Source organism: Microcystis sp. M44BS1 (genome assembly GCF_020244875.1).
In the GTDB taxonomy this organism is placed as follows: Bacteria; Cyanobacteriota; Cyanobacteriia; order Cyanobacteriales; family Microcystaceae; genus Microcystis; species Microcystis panniformis.
Genome location: NZ_JADBVM010000030.1, coordinates 19,177 through 43,796 on the forward strand (window position 1 = coordinate 19,177; position 24,620 = coordinate 43,796).

18 protein-coding genes and 1 pseudogene are annotated in these 24,620 nt (G+C 42.2%); 11 read left to right on the forward strand and 8 right to left on the reverse strand.

Translation table 11 applies throughout. The features are described 5' to 3' along the window. Positions 1-24: 24 nt before the first annotated feature. Positions 25-900 (forward strand): N-acetylmuramoyl-L-alanine amidase-like domain-containing protein, encoded by an 876-nt coding sequence (locus tag IM515_RS01635; RefSeq protein ID WP_287628487.1) that lies wholly within the window; start codon positions 25-27, stop codon positions 898-900. Positions 901-951: 51 nt separating this feature from the next. Here IM515_RS01635 and IM515_RS01640 read toward each other — a convergent pair whose 3' ends face one another. The 7 genes from IM515_RS01640 to cobW form a co-directional block, all read right to left on the reverse strand. Then, complete coding sequence (locus IM515_RS01640; RefSeq protein WP_287628486.1) at positions 952-2,127, reverse strand: hybrid sensor histidine kinase/response regulator; 1,176 nt, start codon at positions 2,125-2,127, stop codon at positions 952-954. 336 nt (positions 2,128-2,463) lie between these two features. Beyond that, a complete protein-coding gene (locus IM515_RS01645; RefSeq protein WP_193960538.1) occupies positions 2,464-2,910 on the reverse strand; it encodes a response regulator in 447 nt (148 codons plus the stop codon). Further along, positions 2,849-5,155 (reverse strand): sensor histidine kinase, encoded by a 2,307-nt coding sequence (locus IM515_RS01650; protein ID WP_193960539.1) that lies wholly within the window; start codon positions 5,153-5,155, stop codon positions 2,849-2,851. The genes IM515_RS01645 and IM515_RS01650 overlap by 62 nt, the downstream gene beginning before the upstream one ends. 345 nt (positions 5,156-5,500) lie before the next feature. Continuing rightward, positions 5,501-6,271, reverse strand: a complete 771-nt coding sequence (locus IM515_RS01655; protein WP_287628485.1) for a hypothetical protein — start codon at positions 6,269-6,271, stop codon at positions 5,501-5,503. A gap of 67 nt (positions 6,272-6,338) precedes the next feature. Next, the gene (locus IM515_RS01660) at positions 6,339-6,566 is read right to left on the reverse strand and encodes a hypothetical protein (RefSeq protein WP_287695558.1); all 228 of its coding nucleotides are present in this window, start codon (positions 6,564-6,566) and stop codon (positions 6,339-6,341) included. Between the two features lie 234 nt (positions 6,567-6,800). Then, positions 6,801-8,852, reverse strand: coding sequence for a M3 family metallopeptidase (locus IM515_RS01665; protein WP_287630603.1), 2,052 nt, complete (start codon positions 8,850-8,852; stop codon positions 6,801-6,803). A 157-nt stretch (positions 8,853-9,009) separates the two neighbouring features. Further along, positions 9,010-10,044, reverse strand: a complete 1,035-nt coding sequence (cobW, locus tag IM515_RS01670; RefSeq protein WP_287630605.1) for a cobalamin biosynthesis protein CobW — start codon at positions 10,042-10,044, stop codon at positions 9,010-9,012. A gap of 202 nt (positions 10,045-10,246) precedes the next feature. Here cobW and IM515_RS01675 point away from each other — a divergent pair, with 202 nt between their 5' ends. Next, positions 10,247-10,435 (forward strand): hypothetical protein, encoded by a 189-nt coding sequence (locus IM515_RS01675; RefSeq protein WP_002769260.1) that lies wholly within the window; start codon positions 10,247-10,249, stop codon positions 10,433-10,435. 141 nt (positions 10,436-10,576) lie between these two features. Here the strand turns inward: IM515_RS01675 and IM515_RS01680 are convergent, their stop codons facing one another. Further along, a complete protein-coding gene (locus IM515_RS01680; protein ID WP_287630606.1) occupies positions 10,577-12,478 on the reverse strand; it encodes a polysaccharide biosynthesis protein in 1,902 nt (633 codons plus the stop codon). A 583-nt stretch (positions 12,479-13,061) separates the two neighbouring features. On the opposite strand from IM515_RS01680, the gene crtH reads away from it, so the two are divergent. From crtH to IM515_RS01725, 9 genes and pseudogenes are all read left to right on the forward strand, one after another. After that, a complete protein-coding gene (crtH, locus tag IM515_RS01685) occupies positions 13,062-14,573 on the forward strand; it encodes a carotenoid isomerase (protein ID WP_287630608.1) in 1,512 nt (503 codons plus the stop codon). A 282-nt stretch (positions 14,574-14,855) separates the two neighbouring features. After that, a complete protein-coding gene (locus IM515_RS01690) occupies positions 14,856-16,535 on the forward strand; it encodes an ABC1 kinase family protein (protein WP_287630609.1) in 1,680 nt (559 codons plus the stop codon). 24 nt (positions 16,536-16,559) lie between these two features. After that, a pseudogene (locus tag IM515_RS01695) lies at positions 16,560-17,266 on the forward strand (hypothetical protein). Between the two features lie 533 nt (positions 17,267-17,799). Next, positions 17,800-19,524, forward strand: a complete 1,725-nt coding sequence (locus IM515_RS01700; RefSeq protein ID WP_287630610.1) for a diflavin flavoprotein — start codon at positions 17,800-17,802, stop codon at positions 19,522-19,524. A gap of 142 nt (positions 19,525-19,666) precedes the next feature. Continuing rightward, positions 19,667-20,167: a phosphate-starvation-inducible PsiE family protein gene (locus tag IM515_RS01705; protein ID WP_002769278.1), complete on the forward strand. Its 501-nt coding sequence runs from the start codon at positions 19,667-19,669 to the stop codon at positions 20,165-20,167. A gap of 261 nt (positions 20,168-20,428) precedes the next feature. Continuing rightward, a complete protein-coding gene (locus tag IM515_RS01710; RefSeq protein ID WP_287630611.1) occupies positions 20,429-22,174 on the forward strand; it encodes a diflavin flavoprotein in 1,746 nt (581 codons plus the stop codon). A 121-nt stretch (positions 22,175-22,295) separates the two neighbouring features. After that, complete coding sequence (locus IM515_RS01715) at positions 22,296-23,012, forward strand: hypothetical protein (RefSeq protein WP_287630612.1); 717 nt, start codon at positions 22,296-22,298, stop codon at positions 23,010-23,012. Between the two features lie 5 nt (positions 23,013-23,017). After that, complete coding sequence (locus IM515_RS01720) at positions 23,018-23,290, forward strand: hypothetical protein (protein WP_002790205.1); 273 nt, start codon at positions 23,018-23,020, stop codon at positions 23,288-23,290. 428 nt (positions 23,291-23,718) lie between these two features. Then, a complete protein-coding gene (locus tag IM515_RS01725) occupies positions 23,719-24,462 on the forward strand; it encodes a DUF1995 family protein (protein WP_287630613.1) in 744 nt (247 codons plus the stop codon). Positions 24,463-24,620 lie beyond the last annotated feature (158 nt).

Consider the following 24,620-nt stretch of genomic DNA (forward strand, 5'->3'; position numbering starts at 1 on the left):
ATTATTTTCAGTAACCGATCAACAATGTTTTTTAATTGGATAACTTTACCCTATTTATTAATTAATCCTGTTTTAATTCCCTTGAGTATAGCTCGATCAGAAACTATTCTTGTTCAACAAGTCAGCGATCCTAATTATCAAAAACTTGTGCAGTACGCTCAAAATCAACAACTCGATCGCTTACCGATGCCTGATATAATCCAGAATATCGCCACTCAATTTTTAGGAGCAAAATATCAAGCAGGATTACTCGATCGCTCGGCAACGGAAAAATTATTTATCTCTTTAAAAGAGTTTGATTGTGTCCTTTTTGTGGAAACAGTTCTCGCTTTGAGTCACAATTTTGCTTTAAAAAATTATCACTATTCTGCTTTTAGTCAGCAGGTTTTAAATCAACGTTATCGCCACGGTATTCTCGACGGTTATTGTAGTCGTCTGCATTACTTCTCCGATTGGATCAATGACAACCAAAACCGAGGCAATCTAGAAAATATAACTCAAAAATTAGGGGGAATTACTCTTGAAAAAAAGCTCAACTTTATGAGCAAAAATCGCCCTCTATATCCCCAGTTAAAAACTCAAAGTAATTACGATTGTATTCAACAGGTAGAACGGCAATTAGAAAGCTTATCCTTAACCTATATTCCCACCGTTAATATTAAAGGTATTTACCCACAACTACAAGCTGGCGATATTATCGGTGTCGTGACTAATATCGCCGGTTTAGATGCCACCCATACCGGTCTAGTTTATCGCTTTCCTGATGGCAAAATTGGCTTAATTCATGCCTCTCCTGCTGGTCAAGTTACCATTGCTAAAGACCTAGAAAAATATATCACTAAAGTGGAAAAGGCCATCGGTATTTTTGTAGTTCGTCCCCTTGATCCAAGAAATAGGTAGATAGGGAGCGAGGACAGAAAAAAAAATTGTGATCTCACCCTATTATTCATCTCAATTTAGGTGTTCAATGTCGGTAATAATCGGTAAAATTACCGTGATCTTTGTACCTTTTCCTTCCTCACTTTCCAGGTAAATTTGTCCTTTGTGCGCTTCCACACAGCGTCCGACAATGGCTAATCCTAATCCCGTCCCTTGAATATTATCGACATTGCTACCGCGATAAAAAGGTTTAAATAAATGTTCTTGATCTTTGCTGGGAATACCAATCCCTCGATCGATAATTTTAAAGACTACCTGCTCGGATTCGACAATAATCTTAAATTCTATGGGGTTTCCTTCGGGTGAATATTTGAGAGCATTTCCCAGTAAATTTGTCAAGATATGTTTAATTAAATTTATATCCCAAAGTCCTCTTTCTAAGCTGCCCTTAAGTTGGAAAATAATTGCTGATTGCAGCTCCGGCTTAACAATAAAAGATTCTACCAATTTCTGACAATAATCCAGTAAATCCACCGGATCAAATTGACAGTATAATCTCCCAGAATCGGCCCGGCCAATTAATAACACTTCTGTGAGCAATTGATCCATGTCTTTAATGGCCGATCGAATCATGCGAAAATAGCTAACTTGCTGATCTTTTGTCAACCGATCGCGACTTTCTTCTAATAATCCAGCCGAGAGTAAAATTTTATTTAAAGGATTGCGAAAATCGTGGGATAACATGGAAACAAATTCAGTTTTTAACTGATTTAATTCCTGAGCTTTTTCCAGTTGATTAGTGCGTTCAATCACGCTCATTTTTAAAGCTTCGTTCGATTCTCGTAAAGCTTCCTCCATCTGTTTTCGCTCGATCGCATAACATAGCGATCGAGTTAAAATTTCTAAACTTACTTCTCTTTTAATTAAATAATCCTGCGCTCCCTGACGTAGTGCTTGCAAAGCTAAATTATCATCATTAGTATTAGTTAAAACCACGATCGGCAATTTAGGAGCCGTAATCAAAAGGGGAGCTAAGGATTCCAAACCCTGACTATCTGGTAAAGTTAAATCTAATAAAATTACATCAAAATTTGTTTGTTGTAACAGAGAAATAGCCTCGGATAATCTTGACACATTAACCAGATGAAATTCTTTTTTTTCATTACCCTTAAGAATTTCCTTTAATAATCGAGCTTCGGCTAAATTATCCTCGATTAAAAGAACTTTTATATCCTGCGAGAGTCCCATTTTTTAATCAAGAGTTAAAGAGATTTGGGAGGTTAGGAAGTGGGGTGTAGGGTGTGGGGTGTGGGGTGTAGGGTGTAGGGTGTAGGGTGTAGGGTGTAGGGTGTGGGGAGGGGGAATTATGAATTATGAATTATGAATTATGAAGTGGGGTGTGGGGTGTGGGGAGAATAAATAGAAATAATCTCCTGACTCCTGACTCCTGACTCCTGAATCCTATCTCCTATCTCCTGACTCCTGACTCCTGACTCCTGACTCCTGACTCCTGACTCCTGACTCCTGACTCCTGACTCCTGATAACTGATAACTGATAACTGATAACTGATAACTGATCATGATTCACTCCCCGGGTAAAGTAGCGGTTTCTAACCAAAAAGCCTCGATATTTTTGACAATTTTGAACAAATCGTTGAGATTGCGCGACTTGGTTATATAACAATTAACGTGCAGTTCATAGCTATGAAAAATATCCTCCTCGTTGCGAGACGTGGTTAAAACCACCACAGGAATTCTTTTTAAACTGGGATCGTTTTTGATTTCCGCTAATACCTCCCGTCCGTCTTTTCTTGGCAAATTCAGATCGAGAAGAATCAGATTAGGACGGGGAGAATCGAGATACTCCCCTTCTCGACGCAGATAATCCATGGCGTTGACACCATCCCTAACGATAACTAATTCGTGTGGGACGGTGCTAGTTTTTAATGCCTCTTGGATGAGGCGAATATCAGCTTTGCTGTCCTCCACTAATAAGATAATTTTGTGTGGCACGTCCTCGCCAGCGCTCACGCTCGTTACCTCCTAGGGGAATTGTAAAATAGAAAACTGCTCCTTTACCTAATTGAGATTCTACCCAAATTCGTCCGCGATGACACTCGATAATTTTTTTACAAATCGCCAAACCCATACCTGTGCCGGGGTACTCGTCGCGGGTGTGCAGTCGTTGGAAAATCACGAAAATGCGTTCGGAAAATCGGGGATCGATACCAATTCCATTATCGGTGACAGAGAACAGCCATTCCTCCTCTTGACGTTGAGCAGCAATATGAATAGTGGGGGTTGCTTTTCCTCGGAATTTAATGGCATTACCGATGAGATTTTGGAACAATTGCATTAACTGGGTTTTATCTGCCATGACAATTGGCAAAGGATCGACGGTGATTATAGCTTGACTTTCCTGAATTCTCCCTTTCAGGTTAGCGAGAGCTTTTTCCAGTGCCAGATTAGCATCGATGGTATTAAACTCTACCGCCTGCATATCCACTTTTGAGTAAGCCAGCACATCATCTATTAATGTTTGCATCAAGCTGACACCTTCGACGGCAAAAGTAATAAATTCTTTAGCATCTTCGTCCAGTTCTTCGGTGTAGCGCATTTCTAGCAACTGCACATAGTTGGCGACTTGATTGAGGGGTTCCTGTAAATCGTGGGAAGCGACGTAGGCGAATTTTTTTAATTCGGCGTTTGATAGTTCCAAATCCCGCGCTAAACGGGCCAATTCATCCGCTTGTTTTAAGATGATATTGACGATCGCTTTTCGTAATTCTAGTGCGGCGTTAATTTCTACTGCTTTCCACGGTAAAGATTTGAGGCGAACGGTTTCTTTCCAGAGGGAGAAAGATTTACGCGGACAGAGACGAATATCACCATCTATGGCAGTGGTTTCGATCGCTTTACCCGGATCACCACCCCAGTTGACGGTTTGAATTACTTCCGGACGAAACCAGAGGAGATAATTACGTTTAGAAATGGGAATTGCTAGTAAACCACTGGCAATGTCTTTAAACTTACCCGCATCGGCATAAATTCGCGGTAAGGAATTGGTATAGTAAACATCTTCATGGACGTTTTTTTCTAGCCAAGTAATCAGATAGTTTAGTTCTTCTTCGCTCGGTGTTACTCCAATTAAGGTATAGTTACCACCTAAGCAAATAGCGGCTCCCGTGGCTTTAGTTAGATCGAGCAGATTCGGTTTATGGGCAATTAATCCATCAATAAAGTTATTAGCTTCCGCCATATAATCGATTAATTGCGATTGCACAAAGTTTAATTTCACTCGATAGTCATAATCCTCGGTTTCTTCCCGTGCCGATATTTCCGAAAAAATCACTCTTCCTAAGAACTCACAAGCTTTACGGAGTTCGTAGGGTACATATTTGGGGGTGCGGTGATGACAGGCAATAATACCCCAGAGACGTTTATTTTCAATCAGAGAAATGGTTAGAGATGCTCCCACTCCCATATTATGCAGGTATTCTAAATGACAGGGAGAAGCACTTCTAAGACTGGACAGGGTTAAATTTAAGGGTTGTTGGGTTTCGGGATGAAGAACAGGCAGTAGATCGACGGGTTCAGAGGTAGCATCGGGAATCTGTCGAATCCAATTAGCACTTAATAAATTTCGTGCTGGGAGAGGGATATCGGAAGCGGGATAACGTAAACCGAGATAGGGTTCTAGTTGCTCTATTTTGTCTTCTGCTATCACATCACCGTTATCTTCTTCGTCGAATTTGTATAACATAACTCGATCGAATCCTGTCATTTTTCTGACTTCTTTAACGATGATATTACAGAAATCTTTCAGGCTACGGGTGGCTTCAAGTTTATCGATCGAAGTTTTGGCTAGGTGATAGAAACTCAGGAAAGGAATGTTTTCATAGGAAATAGCTGGTTCTAACTCTAAAATCAGCATTTGTTCGGCATTGCGGTGGAAGATAGCATCAAAGACGGCAAAATCATCCCCTTTAACCCGCGCCCAAATTTTGGAGGGATTGATAGCATCAAAATCGTTATTTTCTATGGCTGATTTTAGAGGCTCGATCTGAAAGGGATCGAAGATTTCCTCTAGGGTTTTACCGATAATTTCTCCCGGAGAAATCCCCAATAAACTGCGGCTATTACTGCTAGTTTGGCTGACTTTTAGCTCCGGTTCGCTGAGAACTAAAAGCACCCCGTGCGGTTGAATTCGGTTATAGAGATGGATCGGTTCCCGTTCGATCGAAGTTGGGTTAATTGTCTCGGTTAGAACTTCCATGTGTATTGCCCCCAGAGGATTTTTGCCAAGTTGAAAACTCTTTGTTTATTAAAACTATTTCTTCTCACTTCCAAGGGGCGATCGAGAATAAATTTACTTCTCTTAATCCCAGGCCATCAAAAGTAATAAAACTTTAATCAATCAGTTATCTATCGATCGAGCAGTTCTGTTCAGTTCCCTTTATTATAATCAGTTTTTCTCTGATAATCTATGGTCATTTGTTAAGAATTAAGAGTTAATGTTACAAGGGACGGATAATTCTTAATAAAAATATATAGTAGGGTGTGTTAGCGAAGCGTAACACACCAAAATCTAAGATTTAAATATGATAGCAACCCTTTTTTGTTAATTACCTGGAGGCAAAATATTATTATTGGTGATCATTTCTGCCAGCTTATAAACATTGACAGGGAGACTAATTGACGGATTAATCTTTTGTGCTTTTTCTGGAACTATTTTTGTTAAAAATTTCCATAACTTTTGGGATATATTGTTCTTGGTTTCCTTATCTTCACCTTCGACTTCATTAATTCCCACCTCGGTGAGGGTAGCCAAAATTTCCTTGCGAAGACCATTATAGCCAACGATGTAAAATTTGTTAAGAGCTTCTAGGACTTCATTTAATTTAATCAGCATAAATTGTTTAAACTCTTGCGTAATTTTGCTATCTTCAATCATTTGAATTAAACCTAATATTTCTTCCCTTAACCTGTTCAAATCCTCTTTGCTTAAACATATTTCCTCAAAATCTTCTACACAAGAAGGAAGCCAATATAGAGCTTCCCAGTCAGGAGAGTTTAGTGGCTCTCCTAAACCTAACCAATTCTCGTGAACTTTTGACAATAAACTAATTAATTCATACTTAATTTCTTTCATAAGTTGTTTATAGGAAGACTGTTTGTTTGAAGAAAAATATTGTAGTTGATCTTCTATGTGAGAAATAAGCTCTAGCAATTTACCAAAACCTTGATAAAAAGAATCGGGATCATTTTTCACTTCCATGGCTCTTGAGAAAACTGTTTGAACTGTTTCGTCAGTTTTGTCTTGAGAACATCTTTGTAGGATAATTAATAAACGTTCGGCTGGATTATGAATCGGTAGAGTAGATGATTCCATAAATTTTATCAAAGGCTAGATTGGTGATGTATAGAACAATAGTATTGTAACCTATCATTGTCTATTTTTACTGGATTGTTTCAGCAGTCAAGTAGGGTGCGTTAGGCAATCCCTTGTTTTTCGGGAAAAAATCAAGAGCTAAATATTGCCGTAACGCACCACAAAGAAAGGTTTCAGCAGTTAAGTAGGGTGCGTTAGGCAATCCCTTGTTTTTCGGGAAAAAATCAAGAGCTAAATATTGCCGTAACGCACCACAAAGAAAGGTTTCAGCAGTCAAGTAGGGTGCGTTAGGCAATCCCTTGTTTTTCGGGAAAAAATCAAGAGCTAAATATTGCCGTAACGCACCACAAAGAAAAGTTTTTGGTGCGTTACGCTACGCTAACACACCCTACTGGATTGTTTCAGCAGTTAAGTAGGGTGCGTTAGGCAATCCCTTGTTTTCAGGGAAAAAATCAAGAGCTAAATATTGCCGTAACGCACCACAAAGAAAAGTTTTTGGTGCGTTACGCTACGCTAACGCACCCTACTTTTATAAGCCGCTATGACGGAGGAGAGGCTCGGTACTAGGTTCGCGACCGCGGAAAGCTTTAAAAACATTCATAGGATGAGAACTTCCCCCCATAGCTAAGACAGTATCGCGAAAACGGCGACCGATCGCTTTCACTGCTTCTTCGTTATCTAATCCCACTTCCTCGAAAGCGGCAAAAGCATCGGCGCTGAGAACTTCTGCCCATTTATAACTATAGTAACCCGCCGCATAACCGCCAGCGAAAATATGCCCAAAAGAACACAAAAAAGCATCTTCCGGTAGGGGAGGAATTATCGTCGTCGTCGCCGCTAAACGCTGTCTGACTTGTTTAGGAGTTTCGCCGCCATTGGGTTGATAACGATGGTGTAATTCCAAATCTACTAAAGACAAATGTAGCTGACGCAGCATGGCCGAACCGCTCATATAATTCTTAGCTAGGAGCAGTTTTTGGTAGTAATGTTCGGGGAGAGTTTCACCAGTTTCGTAGTGTTTGGCCATACTCATTAAAGTAGGGCGATCATAACACCAATTTTCCATAAATTGACTGGGCAATTCCACCGCGTCCCACTCAACGTTATTAATACCCGCCGCGCCAGAATAATCCACAGTGGTTAACATATGCTGTAAACCGTGGCCAAATTCGTGAAATAGGGTAGTTACCTCCTCAAAGGTCATTAAACTGGGGTTTCCGTCCACTGGAGGCGTTTGATTGCAGATTAAATAAGCCACAGGTAAACGCACCTCGGTGCCGGTTTTGGCGCGACCGATACAGACATCCATCCAAGCGCCGCCGCGTTTTTCGGCGGGACGACTGTAGGCATCGAGGTAGAAATAGGCGATTTTTTCGCCCTTTTCGTCGTTAATCTGGAAATAACGCACCTCGGGATGCCAGATAGGTGCTTTACCGTCGGCAGCGATAATTTCTACCCCAAAAATCCGTTTAGCGAGGCTAAATATGCCTTCTAAAACCCGTGGTAGGGGGAAATAGGGGCGTAATTCCTCGGCACTAAAGTTAAACTTGGCCTGACGCTGTTTTTCTGACCAATAGGCTATATCCCAATGCTTGAGATCGTCGGTTCCCGCAAAAGTTTTTAAGGCCTCTAAATCCTGTTTTGCCGCTTCGTAGCTTACTTGGCGCAAATTGTCAAGCAATTTCTCGATTTCATCCACAGAATTGGCCATTTTCCGGGCAAGACTGACCTCGGCGTAGGTACTATAACCTAAAAGATGGGCCTGTTCCTGACGAAGTTGCAAAATGCGATCGATTAAGGGATTATTATCCAATTCTCCCAGATCGGCCCGACTAACGTAGGCTTTATAGAGTTTTTCCCGCAATTCCCGATTATCGCTGTACTTCATAAAGGGGAAATAACTGGGAAAATCGAGGGTAATCACCCAGGGACCAGTTTCGGTGCCGGCGTTAGTTTCTCCTTGGCCCCGGGCGGTTTGGGCGGCTAAACTAAGGAGACTAGGGGGTAAACCGGCGATATCTTCTGGGGTTGTTAGTTTCAGTTGAAAAGCTTTGGTGGCATCGAGGATGTTATTGGAAAATTTCGTGGTGATTTCCGCTAATTCCAGTTGAATCGCGTTAAATCTGTCTTTTTTCTCCCCTAGCAATCCCACCCCAGCCAATTGAGCATCCCGCAGGGAAGCTTCGACAATGCGCTGTTGTGCCTCGTCTAATTGCCCCCAGCTTTCCCCTTGGCGCAGGGACAAAAATGCTTGATAAATGGGTTTACTTTGGCTTAAACGGCTAATAAACTCGACTACCTGCGGTTGTACGGTTTCGTAAGCTTGACGCAATTCTGGGCTATTTTTTACCCCCATCAGATGACCGATAATCCCCCAACTCCAGCTTAAACGTTCTTCAATCCGGGTGAGGGGTTCGACTAATTTTTCCCAGGTGGGGGTAATCTCTGCTTCTAGTTCGGTTAATTCTCTGGCCAGTTCCTGCAAAAGTTGCGTCATCCCAGGGACAATCAGGCCAGGTTGGATTTGGTCAAAAGCTGGTAATCCTTGACCGGCAAGCAGCGGGTTACTGGTGTTCGTCATAATTGTTGGTCTGCAAGGGCGAGTAATCTGTATCTTTTACTACCCTAACCCAAATCCCCGACTATCTATCCGGGCGATCGAGCGCCGGAGCTTTTTCAGTGGGGTGTAGGGTGTGGGGTGTGACCCCCCCCACACCCTGTCCCTAGGAAAAACTTCTTCAGCCAACCCTAGTTAAGGCCTGCTCGATTCTCTGACTATCGAGGGAGCGGCCGATAAAGACCAAGCGAGTTTGCCGCATTTCTGTGGATTGCCAGGGTCGATCGAAGAAAGAATCAAAGCGATCGCCGACTCCCTGTAACACCATACGCATCGGTTTATTGGCCACATTAACAAATCCCTTAACCCGATAGATTTCTTCTCGGGCCACCAATTCTTTAATCCTTTGAGTCAAAATTCGGGCATCTACGGGAGAATCGAGGCAAAACTGCACAGAATTGATCTCCTCATCGTGATCGTGTTCTTCCTCGTGATCATGATGACTAGGACGACTGGCTAAATTATCCTCGACGGCGGCATTAAATCCCAATAGCACATCGGGGCTAATTTGTCCATCGGCACAAGTAACTATTTTTACCGTCGATCGCAGTTGTGTTTTCAGCCAATTAATAATTTTTTCTAATTCAATTTCGCTGATGAGATCGGTTTTAGTTAAGAGTACCAGGTCAGCGCAGGCTAACTGATCCTCAAATAACTCCTCAATGGGGGTTTCGTGTTCTAAATTAGGGTCTGCTTGCCTTTGTGCGGTTAAAGCGTCCAAATCCGCCACCAGACGACCCCTAGCGATAGCAAAACCATCCACCACGGTGATTACTCCGTCCACCGTCGCACCGTTGCGGATTTCCGGCCAGCGAAAAGCTTGAACCAGAGGTTTAGGTAAAGCTAATCCCGAGGTTTCGATCAGCATACAATCCAACTGTTGCCGTCGCTCCAGCAATTTCTGCATGGTGGGGAGAAATTCTTCCTGTACTGTGCAGCACAGACAACCGTTGGTCAATTCCACAATATTATCGTTAGGGTTGTCGTCGCAGGTCTGACAACTTTTCAACAAATCACCATCAATTCCCACTTCTCCGAATTCATTGACCATAACGGCCACCCGGCGGCCTTGATTATTTTGCAGTAGATGACGGATGAGGGTAGTTTTTCCCGCACCCAGAAAACCCGTGATCACAGTAACTGGAATTTTGTGCATAGATAGAGCGATCGTTCATGTTCCTAGATCAATGTATCAGACTCTCGGTCTAGGGTTGAGGGTTTCAGCGCTAATTCTTTAGGATTGCCCCACCAATTGCCGGACTGTCACAAACTAGCTGAAATTTTCCTAGTTAGTCGTTATTCTGGGAAAAGTTTCAGCCGGCTAAATAATCGCTGAAAAACTTTTGTGGGAGTGGATCATGTTACAACGTCTTTTTTTAGCCTTTACCCTCGCTTTTCCTCTTTATTTAAGCATCGCTATTCAACAGACTTCTCCTCTAGCTGATAGAATAAATCGCCCTTCTTCTCGCGGAATCAATAAAATTGAGCGGACAGTAAAAACTATCCAAAAGCAATTAAAACAAGAGCAGTCGGTTCAATTAGATTAATAAATTTGGTGAAAAAGAGGAGAGGTAAAACTCCTCTTTTTCACTTTTGACTTTTTATAAGTAGGTAGGCACAATTATTTGTAGGATGGGTTAGCGGTAGCGTAACATAATCGGGCGTTGGGTTTCATGCTTCAACCCAACCTACGTTCTTGACAAATTACTTGCTATTTGCTTCGGGGGTTGGTATTCGGGAACTAAATCTTGTAGGGACTTAACTAAGCCCTGACGGTCATTAACTTGAATATAATTAAGCAATTGCTCTAATTTGATTTGCAATTCGTCCCAAGCAAGAAAGTGTTCATGAGCGCAAAAAATCTTTGGATGAGCGGTGGGACAAGCTTTATCGGTATCGATTAATAATTCTTCGTAGAGTTTTTCCCCCGGTCTTAATCCCGTGATTTCAATATCGATATCTTGCCCTAATTCCAAGCCACTTAAACGAATCATCTGTAGGGCCAAATCGTAAATTCTTACCGGTTCACCCATATCTAACAGGAATACCTCACCCCCCTCAGCCATTGCTCCTGCTTGCATAACCAAACGCACCGCCTCCGGAATAGACATAAAATAGCGAATAATATCGCGATGGGTGAGGGTAATATTCTTACGTTGGGCAATTTGTTCCCGGAAACGCGGCACCACGGAACCGCTACTATCAAGAACATTGCCAAAGCGGACGATCGCGCAACGGGTGGCAGTGTCAGGTAAAGCGGCCAAAGCTTGTACAACTAACTCAGCACAGCGTTTACTGGCCCCCATAATGTTAGTCGGTCTGACGGCCTTATCGGTGGAAATAAGAACTAAATTACTAACCGAATTCTCGATCGCGGTCTGAGCGACATTTAAAGTCCCCCAAACATTAGTGTAAACCCCCTGACTAGCATTGGCTTCCACAAGGGGAACGTGCTTATAGGCGGCCGTGTGATAAATTGTCTCAATCTGGTGTTGTTGGATGACTCGGGCCAGATGATTGCGGTCGAGAACATTGCCTAGATAGGCATACTTGCGTAAATCGGTATAATTTTCGCTTAAATCGAGATCGATTTTGTAGAGGGAAAACTCGTTTAATTCGTAGATTACCAGGCATTTTGGCTTGAGGAAGGCGATTTGTCGGCATAATTCCGAACCGATGGAACCGCCACCCCCGGTGACTAACACCGCTTTACCTGTGACATTTTTTCCCAAAAGTTCGGGATGGGGTAGAATTTCTTCCCGTCCTAATAATTCCGAGACATCGACACTGCGAATCTGATTGATGGTCGCTTCTCCCGATAAAATTTTTGAGAGGGGAGGAACAGTTTTAATGTCGATGGGTAAAGTTTCTAGACTTTCGATGATTTGCCGCTTTTTGGCCTTGGCTACGTTCGGAATAGCGAGAACAACCCAGTCAAAGGCCCGTTTTTGGTGCAGTAGTGTCAATTGAGAGGGGGGATAAACCCTAATGCCTTGGATAACTCGCTGCTGCAAATCGGGATTATCATCAATAAAAGCTAATAAACGATAGTGGGGGTCATTTTGTAGGGAACGTGCCAATTGACAACCCACAACCCCGGCACCATAGATAACAATTGTCGGTTCCCTATCCACACTACTGACGTAAATATTCAGACGGTGAAAGACAGAACGAATCAACAATCTCACCCCGATAACCAATACTAGGGTTAACAATGCGTCGATAATCAGGACTGAACGTGGCAAAAAGGCATCCCCTTGAAAGTAGGCAAGACTGATTAAAACCCCTGAACTATAGAGGACCGCTTGCAGTACGGAGGAAAGAAACTCTAATCCTGTATAACGTACTACGGGACGGTAAATACCTCTGAGATAGAAAACTAGAGTTTTAATGGCAATTAAGCCCAATATTTGCCCTAAAAAAGGTCTAATTTGCTGATATTCGAGGCTCAGATTAAACCTGAGAGAGAAGGCTAGATAGATGGTTAGACTAAAAATCAGGCAATCGGTGACAATTAAAAGAGAGCGCTTCGATGACCTAGATAGGGAATTAGCTAATTTAAGGATTTTGTTGGCCAGTTTTCTATACATTATCCAATTGATTAATTAATTTGGCTCTTCGTTACTTGGTATGATTCGATCAGGGGGCATAAATCGACTAAATCCTTATATGGCAAGAGACTCAATTGATTAGCTCGTTCTAGATAGAAAACAATTGGCAAAAATCGAAGCAATGTCTTTCTGTGTAAGGGTTTTATCCTTTATAACCCCCCTCCATTGCATAACACAAACCGAAGAACCATTAATTTTAAGTAAAATGATGTTTGGCTCTCCCCGACTTGGTGTGATAATCAGTGTTTATCGTTCCTAGTAGTCTTGCTAGGCAAGGCTTTGAAGACTATCTTTCCAGAAAATTACCCCTATTCTTCTCCCTTCCATACAGAAACGAGAAGAGCCAATGTTTTTTTTATAACAGTAGCGCTGCCCGTCTTTCCGGAAGATAATATCACCCAAACCCAACTATGTCAAGCGGCCGGATTTGTCAAGACTTTTTTCCTTTTACCAGCTTTTCATTTCTCCCCCAAAATTTTTTGCTCCCGCAAACTAGCCGATAAATGACCGCTAGTCAAGGGTTACAATCAAGAATTGACACAAAAATTTATCGAGTCAAGTTATGAGTAATCAGTACGATGCGATCGTGATTGGGTCGGGAATCGGGGGATTGGTGACAGCGACGCAATTAGCGGTAAAAGGGGCAAAAGTCTTAGTTTTAGAGAGTTATCTGATTCCGGGGGGCAGCGCAGGTTATTTTGAACGAGAGGGTTATCGTTTTGATGTGGGTGCTTCGATGATTTTTGGTTTTGGCAAAAAGGGGACGACTAACCTCCTAACCAAGGCTTTGGCAGCGGTGGATATGACTATCGAAACCATTGCCGATCCCGTCCAGATCCATTATCATCTCCCGGACGGATTAGACTTAAAAGTTCATCGCGACTACGAACAATTTTTACAGGAATTAATTAGCCATTTTCCCGCAGAAAAAACCGGTATCCGGCGCTTTTACGATGAATGCTGGCAGGTGTTTAATTGCCTCAATAGTATGGATTTACTATCGCTGGAAGAACCCCGCTATCTGACTAGGGTTTTTTTCCAGCATCCTTTATCCTGTTTGGGATTGGTCAAGTATCTACCCCAAAATGCGGGAGATGTGGCCAGAAAATATATTAAAGACCCGAAATTATTGAAATTTATCGACATGGAATGTTATTGTTGGTCGGTAGTACCCGCCGATCGCACTCCGATGATTAATGCGGGAATGGTCTTTAGCGATCGCCATTACGGGGGAATTAACTATCCCCGGGGAGGAGTGGGACAGATTGCTCTCAAGTTAGTCGCGGGATTGGAAAAAGCTGGTGGTGAAATCCAGTATCAAGCGAGAGTGACTAAGATTATTTTAGATGCAGGACGAGCGATCGGGGTAAGATTGACCAATGGTAAGGAATATTACGCTAAAAAGATTGTTTCTAATGCCACCCGTTGGGATACCTTCGAGAAACTACTCCCCCCAGAATCTCTCCCGGGCAGCGAAAAAAAATGGCAAAAACGCTATCAAAAATCCCCCAGTTTCCTGAGTTTGCATCTGGGAGTTAAGGCCGATGTGTTACCATCAGGAAGCGAATGTCACCATATTTTGCTAGAAGATTGGGAAAATATGGAAGCAGAACAGGGAACTATCTTTGTTTCTATTCCTACCTTACTCGATCCCTCCCTCGCACCCCCGGACCATCATATCATTCATACTTTCACCCCTAGCTGGATTGATCAATGGCAAAAACTGCCCCCCCAAGAATATCAACAGAAAAAAGAGGCCGCTGCTAATCGTCTCATCGAGCGCCTGAAAAAACTCTTTCCCAAACTAGATACAGGATTAGATTATATCGAAATTGGCACGGCTCGCACCCATCGCCGCTTTTTGAATAGAATCGATGGCAGTTACGGCCCAATACCGCGAAGAAAACTGTTAGGCTTATTAGGAATGCCCTTTAATCGCACAGCTATTCCTAATCTTTATTGTGTGGGAGATAGTACCTTCCCCGGTCAAGGATTAAATGCGGTAGCCTTTTCTGGTTTTGCTTGCAGTCATCTTCTATCGGTAGATCTCGGTTTACCTGGTCGCAGAGATTAAAAGCTGAAAATCAGGATTTTTACCAGCGAATTCGCAAACGGGAAGGTAACACTTGACAGCGTTTCTCAGATAGATGAAGCGCATTTTTGCGACTGGAGTTTTTACTTCGGCAAGGTTTAATTTATACTTCACCTTGACGAGAAACGCTGTGGGATATTAAGTAGGGAGGCACAATTATTTGTAGGATGGGTTAGCGGTAGCGTAAAATGATTGGGCGTTGGGTTTCATGCTTCAACCCAACCTACGTTCATCTGATAACTGATAACTGATAACTGATAACTGATGCTTACTCCCTTTGATTCCCCCAAATCTTTACATTGGCAGCAAAGCTTGCGATCGCCAATTATTCGTCAATTGGAGATATTTAGCTTTACAACGCAGTTTTTGACTTTTTTGCTCTGGGATCGTTTAACGGGGGCTAATAGGGGCAAAAAACGGCAAAAGAGAGCGAAATGGTTAGTTGATCGCCTCATGAATTTGGGACCAACTTTTATTAAAATTGGACAATCTTTATCGACGCGAGCAGATTTAATTCCGCTCGAATATATCGAACAATTAACCCAATTACAGGATCGAGTTCCCGAATTTAATAGTCAAGAAGCGATCCGAGTTATCGAAACAGAATTAGGACAAACCCTAGATAATTTATTTGAAAGTTTTACTGTTTCTCCCCTCGCTTGTGCCAGTTTAGGACAAGTGCATCGAGCGCAGTTATTAAGTGGGGAAGAAGTCGTTATTAAGGTACAAAGACCGAATCTAGAAGGACTATTTAATCTCGATTTTGAATTGTTGCATCGTCTCACCCGTTGGTTAAATATTTTCCCCGTGGTGAAAAAATATAATCTAGAAGCTATCTATCAAGAATTCTTTGAGCTACTCTTTCAAGAAATCGATTATATTCATGAGGGCAAAAATGCTGATCGCTTTCGGGAAAATTTTAAGAATTATCCCCAGGTAAAAGTCCCTTTAGTTTACTGGCAATATACCACCCGCAAGGTATTAACTTTGGAGTATGTGCCGGGGATTAAAGTTGATGATCGAGAGACTTTAATAGCTAATAATATTAACGTAGATGGGATTATTCAACTGGGTATCTGTTCCTATCTCAAACAACTATTACAGGATGGTTTTTTCCAATCAGACCCCCATCCGGGTAATATGGCAGTTAGTCAGGAAGGGGAGTTAATTTTCTACGATTTCGGCACGATGTTCGAGTTAAAGTCCGTCGCTAAAGATCAAATGATCGAAACCTTTTTCGCTATCTTGAGAAAGGATACAGAAACAGTCTTAAAAACTTTGATGTATATGGGGTTAATTGAACCCGTTAGAGATCTACAACCCATACGAAATATCGTGCAGTTTCTTTTAGATGAATTTCGCGATAAACCGGTAGATGTGAGGGTATTTGAACAAATTAGCGATCAAGTGTATTTAATGTTTAAACAGCAACCTTTTCGCTTACCCCCCCAAATGACTTTTATTATTAAATCTGTCACCACTTTGGATGGGATTGCCCGCTCTTTAGATCCCCAGTATAATTTATTAGCAGCTAGTCAACCTTTTGTGAAAAGTCTAGCAGTATCGGGAGGAACTACTAACACCATGCTTATCCTAGCTAATCAAGCGCGCACTTTTCTTAAACAACAATGGCAAAAAGGTAATAAAAACGAGAGAATACTCCGTCAATTAGAGGAAAAAATCGAGCGAGGAAATTTAGTTTTTCAAGTTAAGTCACGGGAAAATGAACGACTTCTGAAAAGAATTTATCTGGGAATTAAAGTATTAATTAATGTTTGTCTATTGGGATTTAGCCTTATCTCAGCCATATTTTTATTAGACACTAACTATAGCAAACTAGCCATTATTCCCTTCAGTCTAGCGGGGTTATTTGGTTTATTTTTTCTGCGTTCTTCCATGGCTTTATTGATTCAGGAAAGATTAGATAAAATGCTAGAAAAGTAAATAATTATCATTTTTAATTAGTAGATGGTTATCGGCGAAAATTTCTCCCAGAGGATGTATATTTATAATTATTGCGCCTTTGATTTGTATCAGAAACCGGTTATCAGTCTCGCTATTCTAGGGGATGAACGAGTAAATTGGCGACCAGATTCCTATAATTATACTATCGCTGGCTGTGAAGTGACTCTCAAATTCCCAACAGTCAAATTACTGGACTATGAGGAAAGATGGTCAGAACTAGAGGCAAGTAGCAATCTCTTTGCTATAATAGTCATGGCACACCTGAAAACAAAAGCGACTACCGGGAAGCTGCCACAACCGGAACAGTGGAAGTGGAAGTTAATCAGGGGATTATATGAAAAATAGTTCGAGAGAGAACGGATAATTAAACTGTTTGAAATCATCGACAATATGATGACTTTATCCCCTGAATTACAGTCAAGTTTAGAGAGTAAAATTAAACAATTTGAGGAGGAAAGAACCATGTCTTTAGTAATATGGAGTTACGAGGGATAGAACGTGGTAAGGAAATTGGCAAGGAAATTGGAGCGTTAGAAAATAGCTGCGATGACATAAAAACAGTTTTAACTGTGCGGTTTGAACAGATTTCTTCAGAAATTGAAGAGATGATTGACAAAATCACTAACCTTACTCTCTTAAAAGAGCTACTAAAATTAGCAGCTACTGCTAATTCTCTCGCAGAATTTAAGCAGTCTTTGGCAAGAATATAATAAGAACATCTTACCGTAGGGCGATGCACTGCCCACCAATTCACCTTAAAACCCTCAGCCAAAAAACAATATCCAGAAAACGGGTTTCTCGAAGAAACCCGTTTTCTGGACTTGTGTTACCGCTTCAGCTAAAACAAAAAACGTTTCACCAGCGCGCAATAGCTGGTAAATATCCTCATGGGTTACAGGTTCACCCATAGACTGACATCGAAAACAAAACACCCCAGGAGAGCGAGAGAGCAAAAACGAGGGAAATATTAAGAATTATGTAAAAAACTTGACAAATAGGCAAAAGTACAGTAAGCAAAACCGAGGACTAAGCCAACCGGTGGATAGGATGCACAATTAGTATTCAGATCTTGATTCGGCAGGGCCGGCACGCAAATTAATATCCACAACCATAGATAAAAGGTTATATAAATCTAACTAATCATTGACTTGAGTAATTGGTATTTTACAAATCGCTGAAAGCAAGTCACCATAGGAATTAAGCAAATGCAGTTCCGAATCAAATCCTGTGGGAGATAGAAATTATGGTTGCTTTAATCACCCCAAAACCCGCTAAAACCAGCCGTTTAACCACACAAATCCAAGAAATCGCCGAAAATACTTTTACCTTGCGCTGTTTGGATTGGGATCGCGATCGTTTTGATATCGAATTTGGTTTAGAAAACGGTACCACTTATAACTCTTTTATTATTCAAGGGGAAAAAACCGCCCTAATTGACACATCTCACCGCAAATTCGATCGCCTTTATCTGGATGAATTAACTAAACTAATCAACATCAATCATCTTGATTATTTAATTATCAGTCACACCGAACCCGACCACAGTGGTTTAGTCAAAGAGGTTTTGGAATTAGTCCCAGAAGTTACCGTGGTGGGGGCAAAAGTTGCCATGCAATTCCTCGAAAACATGGTACACAGACCCTTTAAACAGTTAATCGTTAAAAGTGGTGATACTTTAGATTTAGGTAATGGCCATGTCTTAGAATTTGTTGCAGCCCCTAATCTTCATTGGCCCGATACTATCTTCACTTTTGATGCTAAAACTGCCACCCTTTTTACCTGTGATGCCTTCGGAATGCACTTTTGTGATGATCAAACCTACGATCGAGAAAAAGAGCTGCTAGAAGGCGATTTTCAAACCTATTATGACTGTCTGATGCGACCGAATGCTCGTTCGGTTTTAGGGGCAATTAAAAGAATCGAGAAATTTGAGATTAATCTCATTGCCACCGGTCACGGTCCCCTATTAAAACACCATATTTCTGATTGGGTGGGACGCTATCAAACTTGGAGTCAAGAACAAACTTCTGCTGATACTTTAGTGGCTGTATTCTTTACCCAAGATTACGGACAAAGCGAACATTTAGCTACTATGATCAGTCAGGGTTTGACCAAAAATGATGTGGTGACAGAATTAGTCGATATGAATAATGCTGATCCCCACGAAGTCAGAGAATTAATCAATCAATCGAAGGGAGTTGTCATCGGAATGCCTCCCCAATCTTCCCCGATTAACCAGACAATTTTAAGCACGATTCTTGCTTCAATTAATGGCAAACAAGCGGTAGGATTATTTGAGTCAGGAGGTGGGGAAGATGAACCAATTTTTCCCTTAAGAAATAAATTACAGGAGATCGGAGCGATCGAAGCTTTTCCTCCTCTTTTAGTTAAAGACAATTCCCATCAATCCCTCGATTTGATTGCCGATGAAGCAGGAACCGACCTCGGCCAATGGTTAAGCCGAGAAAAAACGATTAAACAAATTAAGTCGATTAACAACGACTTAGAAAAAGCTTTAGGTCGTATTAGTACCGGATTGTACTTAATTACTTCCCAAAAAGCCGATTTATCTAGTGCCATGGTTGCCTCTTGGGTGACACAAGCAAGTTTAAATCCTTTAGGTGTGGCGATTGCAGTGGCCAAAGATCGGGCAATGGTATCCTTTTTACAGCCTAGCGATACCTTTGTTTTAAATGTTTTGGCTGAGGATAATTATCAGAAATTAATGAAACATTTCCTCAAGCGTTTCTCTCCCGGTGCCAATCGTTTTGAAGGCATTAAAACCTATACTGCTAATAATGGATCACCAATTTTAGCCGATGCCTTAGCTTACATAGAATGTCAAGTCACCAGTCGTTTAGATTGCGGCGATCATTGGGTAGTTTATTGTACCGTTAATACCGGACGAGTTGCTCGTTTAGATACCTTAACTGCTGTCCATCATCGCAAAGTTGGCAACCATTATTAACAGTTATCAGTTATCAGTTATCAGTTATCAGTTATCAGTTATCAGTTATCAGGAGGCAGGAGATTATTTTTATTTATTCTTCCCATCACCCTACTTCCCCACTTTCCTAACACCAAATTCTATCAATCTTAGGAGCAATAAAATGTACGAACCAATTAAAAAACCTTCCCCAATGATGGTGAGAGTAGTACAAGTGTTAGAAATGATTCAAGATTTAATTGTCATTTCTCTCTGTATCGGTTTATTTAGCTTCATGGTGTTAGAAGTCAGAGAAATGTTTATGTCTCTGCTGCCACCGATTCAATTTCGGATTATTACCGCCGATATTTTATTCCTCTTGATTCTAGTAGAATTGTTCCGATTGTTAATTATTTATTTGCAAGAAAAACGAGTTTCTATCGGTGTTGCCGTGGAAGTTTCTATCGTCTCGGTTTTGCGAGAATTAATTGTCAGAGGAGTCCTAGAAACTAATTGGACACAAGTATTAGCCGCCTGTGCTTTTCTAATAGTTCTCGGCACATTAATGGTATTAAGAGTTTGGCTTCCTCCCACCTTTGAAGGTATCGATCCCGAACAAAAAGTTTCTGAGCGTTATCGTCAACATTTAGTTAAAGAATTAACTGAAATAAACAGCAAAACTTAATCAGTTATCAGTTATCAGTTATCAGTTATCAGTTATCAGTTATCAGTTATCAGTGAGCAGTTATCAGTTATCAGTTATCAGTTAGAAGGGGATAGGAAAATGGGGGAATAGGGTAATGGGGAGATAGAGTAATTTCCACTAAAACTCTAAAACCTCACTCCCCCCACACCCCACACCCCACACCCCACACCCCACCTGCCCCCCCGATGTCGGGGGGGTTGGGGGGGTCACACCCAACAACCAACAACCAAATTAACAACTATGACCACTACTACCTTAATTCCCAATCCTGCTATTAATAATCGCCCCCGGGATGTTCAAGCCGCAGAAATTGCCGATAAAACTTGGGTTTTTCGCTCGCGTACTTGGGACAGATTAAAATTTGAAATAGAATATGCTCGTCAACGGGGAACCACGGCTAATTCCTATCTTATCCGGGGCGATAAAACTGCCTTAATCGATCCTCCTGGAGAATCCTTCACCGAAATTTATTTAGAAGAAATTCGTCAATATGTCCCCTTACATCGTCTCGATTATCTAATTCTCAGTCACGTTAATCCCAACCGTATTGTCACTTTAAAGGCCTTATTAGCCGAAACCCATCAAATCACCATCCTCTGTTCTAAAGCTGCCGTCAATACCCTGAAAAATGCCCTGCCTGATGCCCAAATTTTGGGCATACGAACCGATGAAATTCTTGATTTGGGGCAAGGTCATCAACTCAGTTTTATTAATGTTCCTACGCCGCGCTGGCCTGATGGTATTTGCACTTTTGACCAAAAAACCCAAATTTTATACAGCGATAAATTCTTTAGTGTGCATCTGTGCGGTGACGATATTTGGGATAAAAATTGGAAAGAATTAGACGCAGATCGTCGTTATTATTTTGATTGTCTCCATGCCGTGCAATCTAAAGCGTTAGAAACAGCCCTCGACAAAATTAAAGAATTTCCCGCCCAATATTATGCACCCGCCCACGGTCCGATAATTCGCTATAGTCTTAGTCGTCTTGCCCACGATTATCGTTATTGGTGTCAAGAACAAAAAACTCGACCCCTACAAGTGGCCTTATTATATGCTTCTGCCTACGGAAATACTGCCACCCTGGCCCGCTCGATCGAACGAGGATTATTAGAAAATGATCTGGCCGTAGAATCAATAAATTGTGAGTTTGCCACCCCTGCCGAAATTAGTCAAGCGATCGAAAATTGTGACGGATTTATTATCGGTTCTCCCACCTTAGCCGGTCACGCTCCTACCCAGATCCAAACCGCTTTAGGAATCGTTCTTTCCACGGCAGCAAAAACTAAATTAGCCGGGGTTTTTGGTTCCTACGGTTGGAGTGGGGAAGCTGTAGATTTAATTGAAACTAAACTCAAAGATGCCAATTATCGCCTCGGTTTTGAATCCTTGCGCGTGCGTTTTAACCCCACAGAAAGCAGTTTACAAGCTGGTTATTTAGCCGGAGAAACCTTCGCCCAGACCTTGAAAAAAACCAAAAAATTGCGGGTTCCCCAACAGGGAATGACCGAAACACAAATCGATCGCACTGCCCAGGCCGTTGGCCGGATCGTCGGTTCCCTCTCTGTTCTCACCACTCGCCAGGGCGAGGATCATGCTGGTTTCTTGACCTCTTGGGTATCCCAAGCCAGTTTTAACCCCCCGGGGCTAATTATCGCCGTTGCTGACGAACAAGCCGCCGATCGCCTAATTAACTCGGGAACCGCTTTTACCTTGAATATTCTCAAGGAAGGGCGCAATTTACGCCGCCATTTTTCCAATCGCATCAAATCTGGCGGTGATGTCTTTACGGGATTAGAAACCCAAGTCGGGGAAAATGGCTGTCTGATTTTAAGCGAAAGTCTCGCCTATCTAGAGTGTACGGTCAAAGAGCGACAACTCTGCGGCGATCGCTGGTTAGTCTATGCTACCGTCGAGCGGGGTCAAGTTTTGGATAGTAACGGTGTCACCGCCATCGGTCATCGCAAATCCGGCGGTCAGTATTAAAACCGGACTAGCGGGGTCAAGCTCCTGACTTTCCCCGTGTGGTCTGCCTAGATTTCTGGGAAAGATAGGTTATGTTATTATCCAAGGTTGTCCGACCGGGCCATTTTGTCTTTGTTTCCGTATGAAAAAATTGCCGCTAATCCTATCGGTGGGGAGTGTCGCTTTATTGTTGGTGGGATGTCCAGCTTCTAACCAAGCTAATCAATCCCCACCACCCAGCCAAGAAACCCCCACCCCCTCTCCCAGTCCCCTGGCTGCCCAACCACCAGCCTTTAGCGGTGCTGTACAACCAGCTACCGAACCAACCCCCCTAAGGGTAGCGGGATTGATTCCTGCTACCGATCCCGACCAAAAACGCGCAGAAATTAATCGCGGTCGCAGCGATCCCTTTGCTCCCTTTCCCCTACAACCAAATATTACAATTACAGTGGCGGAAAAACCCCCGGCTGGGACTCTGGCGGCCACCACAGCCAGACCCGCACCCGCAGCAATGGGCAATCGTCCCACCCCCAGACGACCGATAGTGAAAGCACCGCCACCACCACCGCAACCGACGGAAGCGGAAGAAGTGCAAGTATCGGGCATCGTCCAGTTACCTACCACTCCTATGGCGATCGTGAAAGCCCCCGGAGAAGCCACGGAACGTCGAGTTATTCCCGGTTCTACCCTCTCTAATGGTTTAATTTTAGTTAAAGCGATCAACACCGATCCCGATAACCCCTATATTGTCCTACAACAACGCGGTCAAACTATTACCCGTCGTTTAGGGGATGGTGCACCCGAACCCGCCGCACCGCAAGCCTCGATCAGCTATAATATTTCCGAATCAGGAGAATAAAACCCGTGCGATCGATTGCTATTCAACAAAAACAAACCATTATTTATCCGCGAATGCCCTTGGCTATCTATCGAGAATTAGCCAGCCATTTACAACAGGTTCAGGGTGTGGAAACCCATCTCACTCCCCAGCAGTTCCAACAATTCGATTATCACCAAAGTCAGATCGGTAGTCTAGAAATTAACTATACTGAGACTTTTCAGGAAAGCGATCGCGCTCTGATCACGACAATTCTCGATTATTATGCCCAACGTCACGGCTCCTATCAGCTTTCCTAAGCTTTCTTTCCTCACCTTTTCCCCGATTACCGACTTTCTTCTTAAAAACTAAAAGTATTTTATAGGATTTATCTTAATGCTTGGGATGATGCCAAATCCCGTCACACTTCATCTAAACTTAAGTAGGGTTTGCGGCAAAAAGTACGGGCGAAGCATTCGGATAGAAAATCTACGGTTTCACCGATAGGTTATTGCCCGAATGCTTCGCCCCTACAGGACGTAGGGTTCATTCATGAATCAACCCTACCTTTTATAAAAATTAAAATCTTTCTGATTTTAAGCCCCCGACGACCAGAGGTAGTCACTGATAACTGATAACTGATAACTGATTACTGCTCACTGATAACTGATAACTGATAACTGATAACTGCTCACTGATAACTGCTCACTGATAACTGATAACTGATAACTGATAACTGATAACTGAAATGACCCTGCCCAATTCCCTAGAAGAAACAATCCTGCAAGCGAAAGCCGCCACCCAACTGGCTATAGAATCGGGTGCTAGACGCGTACAAGTGGAATTAGTTATCCCAGAAATTGCTCTACAAGCGCAAGCTTTAGCCCTTGATTTTACCTCTCTTTTTGACAGTTATGGTTCTGGTTTAAGGGTAATTTTTCCCGATACCGGGGCCGCCATGTTAGCTCGACGGGATTGGGGAGAAACAGTTTTTCAACTGGGAGATTTAGGTAGTCGTTTTATTCCCATCGAAAACAAAATTAAGCCCGAAGATGAAGCTTTTTTAGTTGTTTGTCCCTCCTCGGTTGAGATTAATTCCGTAGAAAAACTCTGTTACCTTGCCGAAGATCGCCCCGTAGTTCTTCTAATTCCTCAATTAGAAGATGTATCGGTAGTGGGTATCGGTTACGCAGCCCGACAATTGCGAGAAAGATTTTTAAGTACCCTAGAAAGTTGTTATTATTTTCGTCCCTTGGAATCAGCGATCGTTTATCGCTCCTATCCTTCCTTGTGGCAAGTTTGGCTAGAAAAAGAAGACGGTTACGAGTTAATTTCTGAACAATCCACCAAACCCATGGGCGAAGCTTTAGAAAATCTGATTCTGAAAGCTTCTAGTAATAATCCTAAGGATAGTTCTAATCCTGCTAACAAAGCCAAAAAGTCGGGTTTATTTGCCACTATGGGACGCTTCTTAAAAGCATTACAACAGTGACATACTCCCCCCGTCAAGCTACGCTGTGACGGGGAATTCTTTCCACATTGCTGTTAGAAATTCCTGGCTTCGACAGATTGACCTCGATTGCAACTTTTGTTCTTCTATTTTAACCGATCATTTGGCAATGCTATAATAAAATTATACCATTTTTCTTT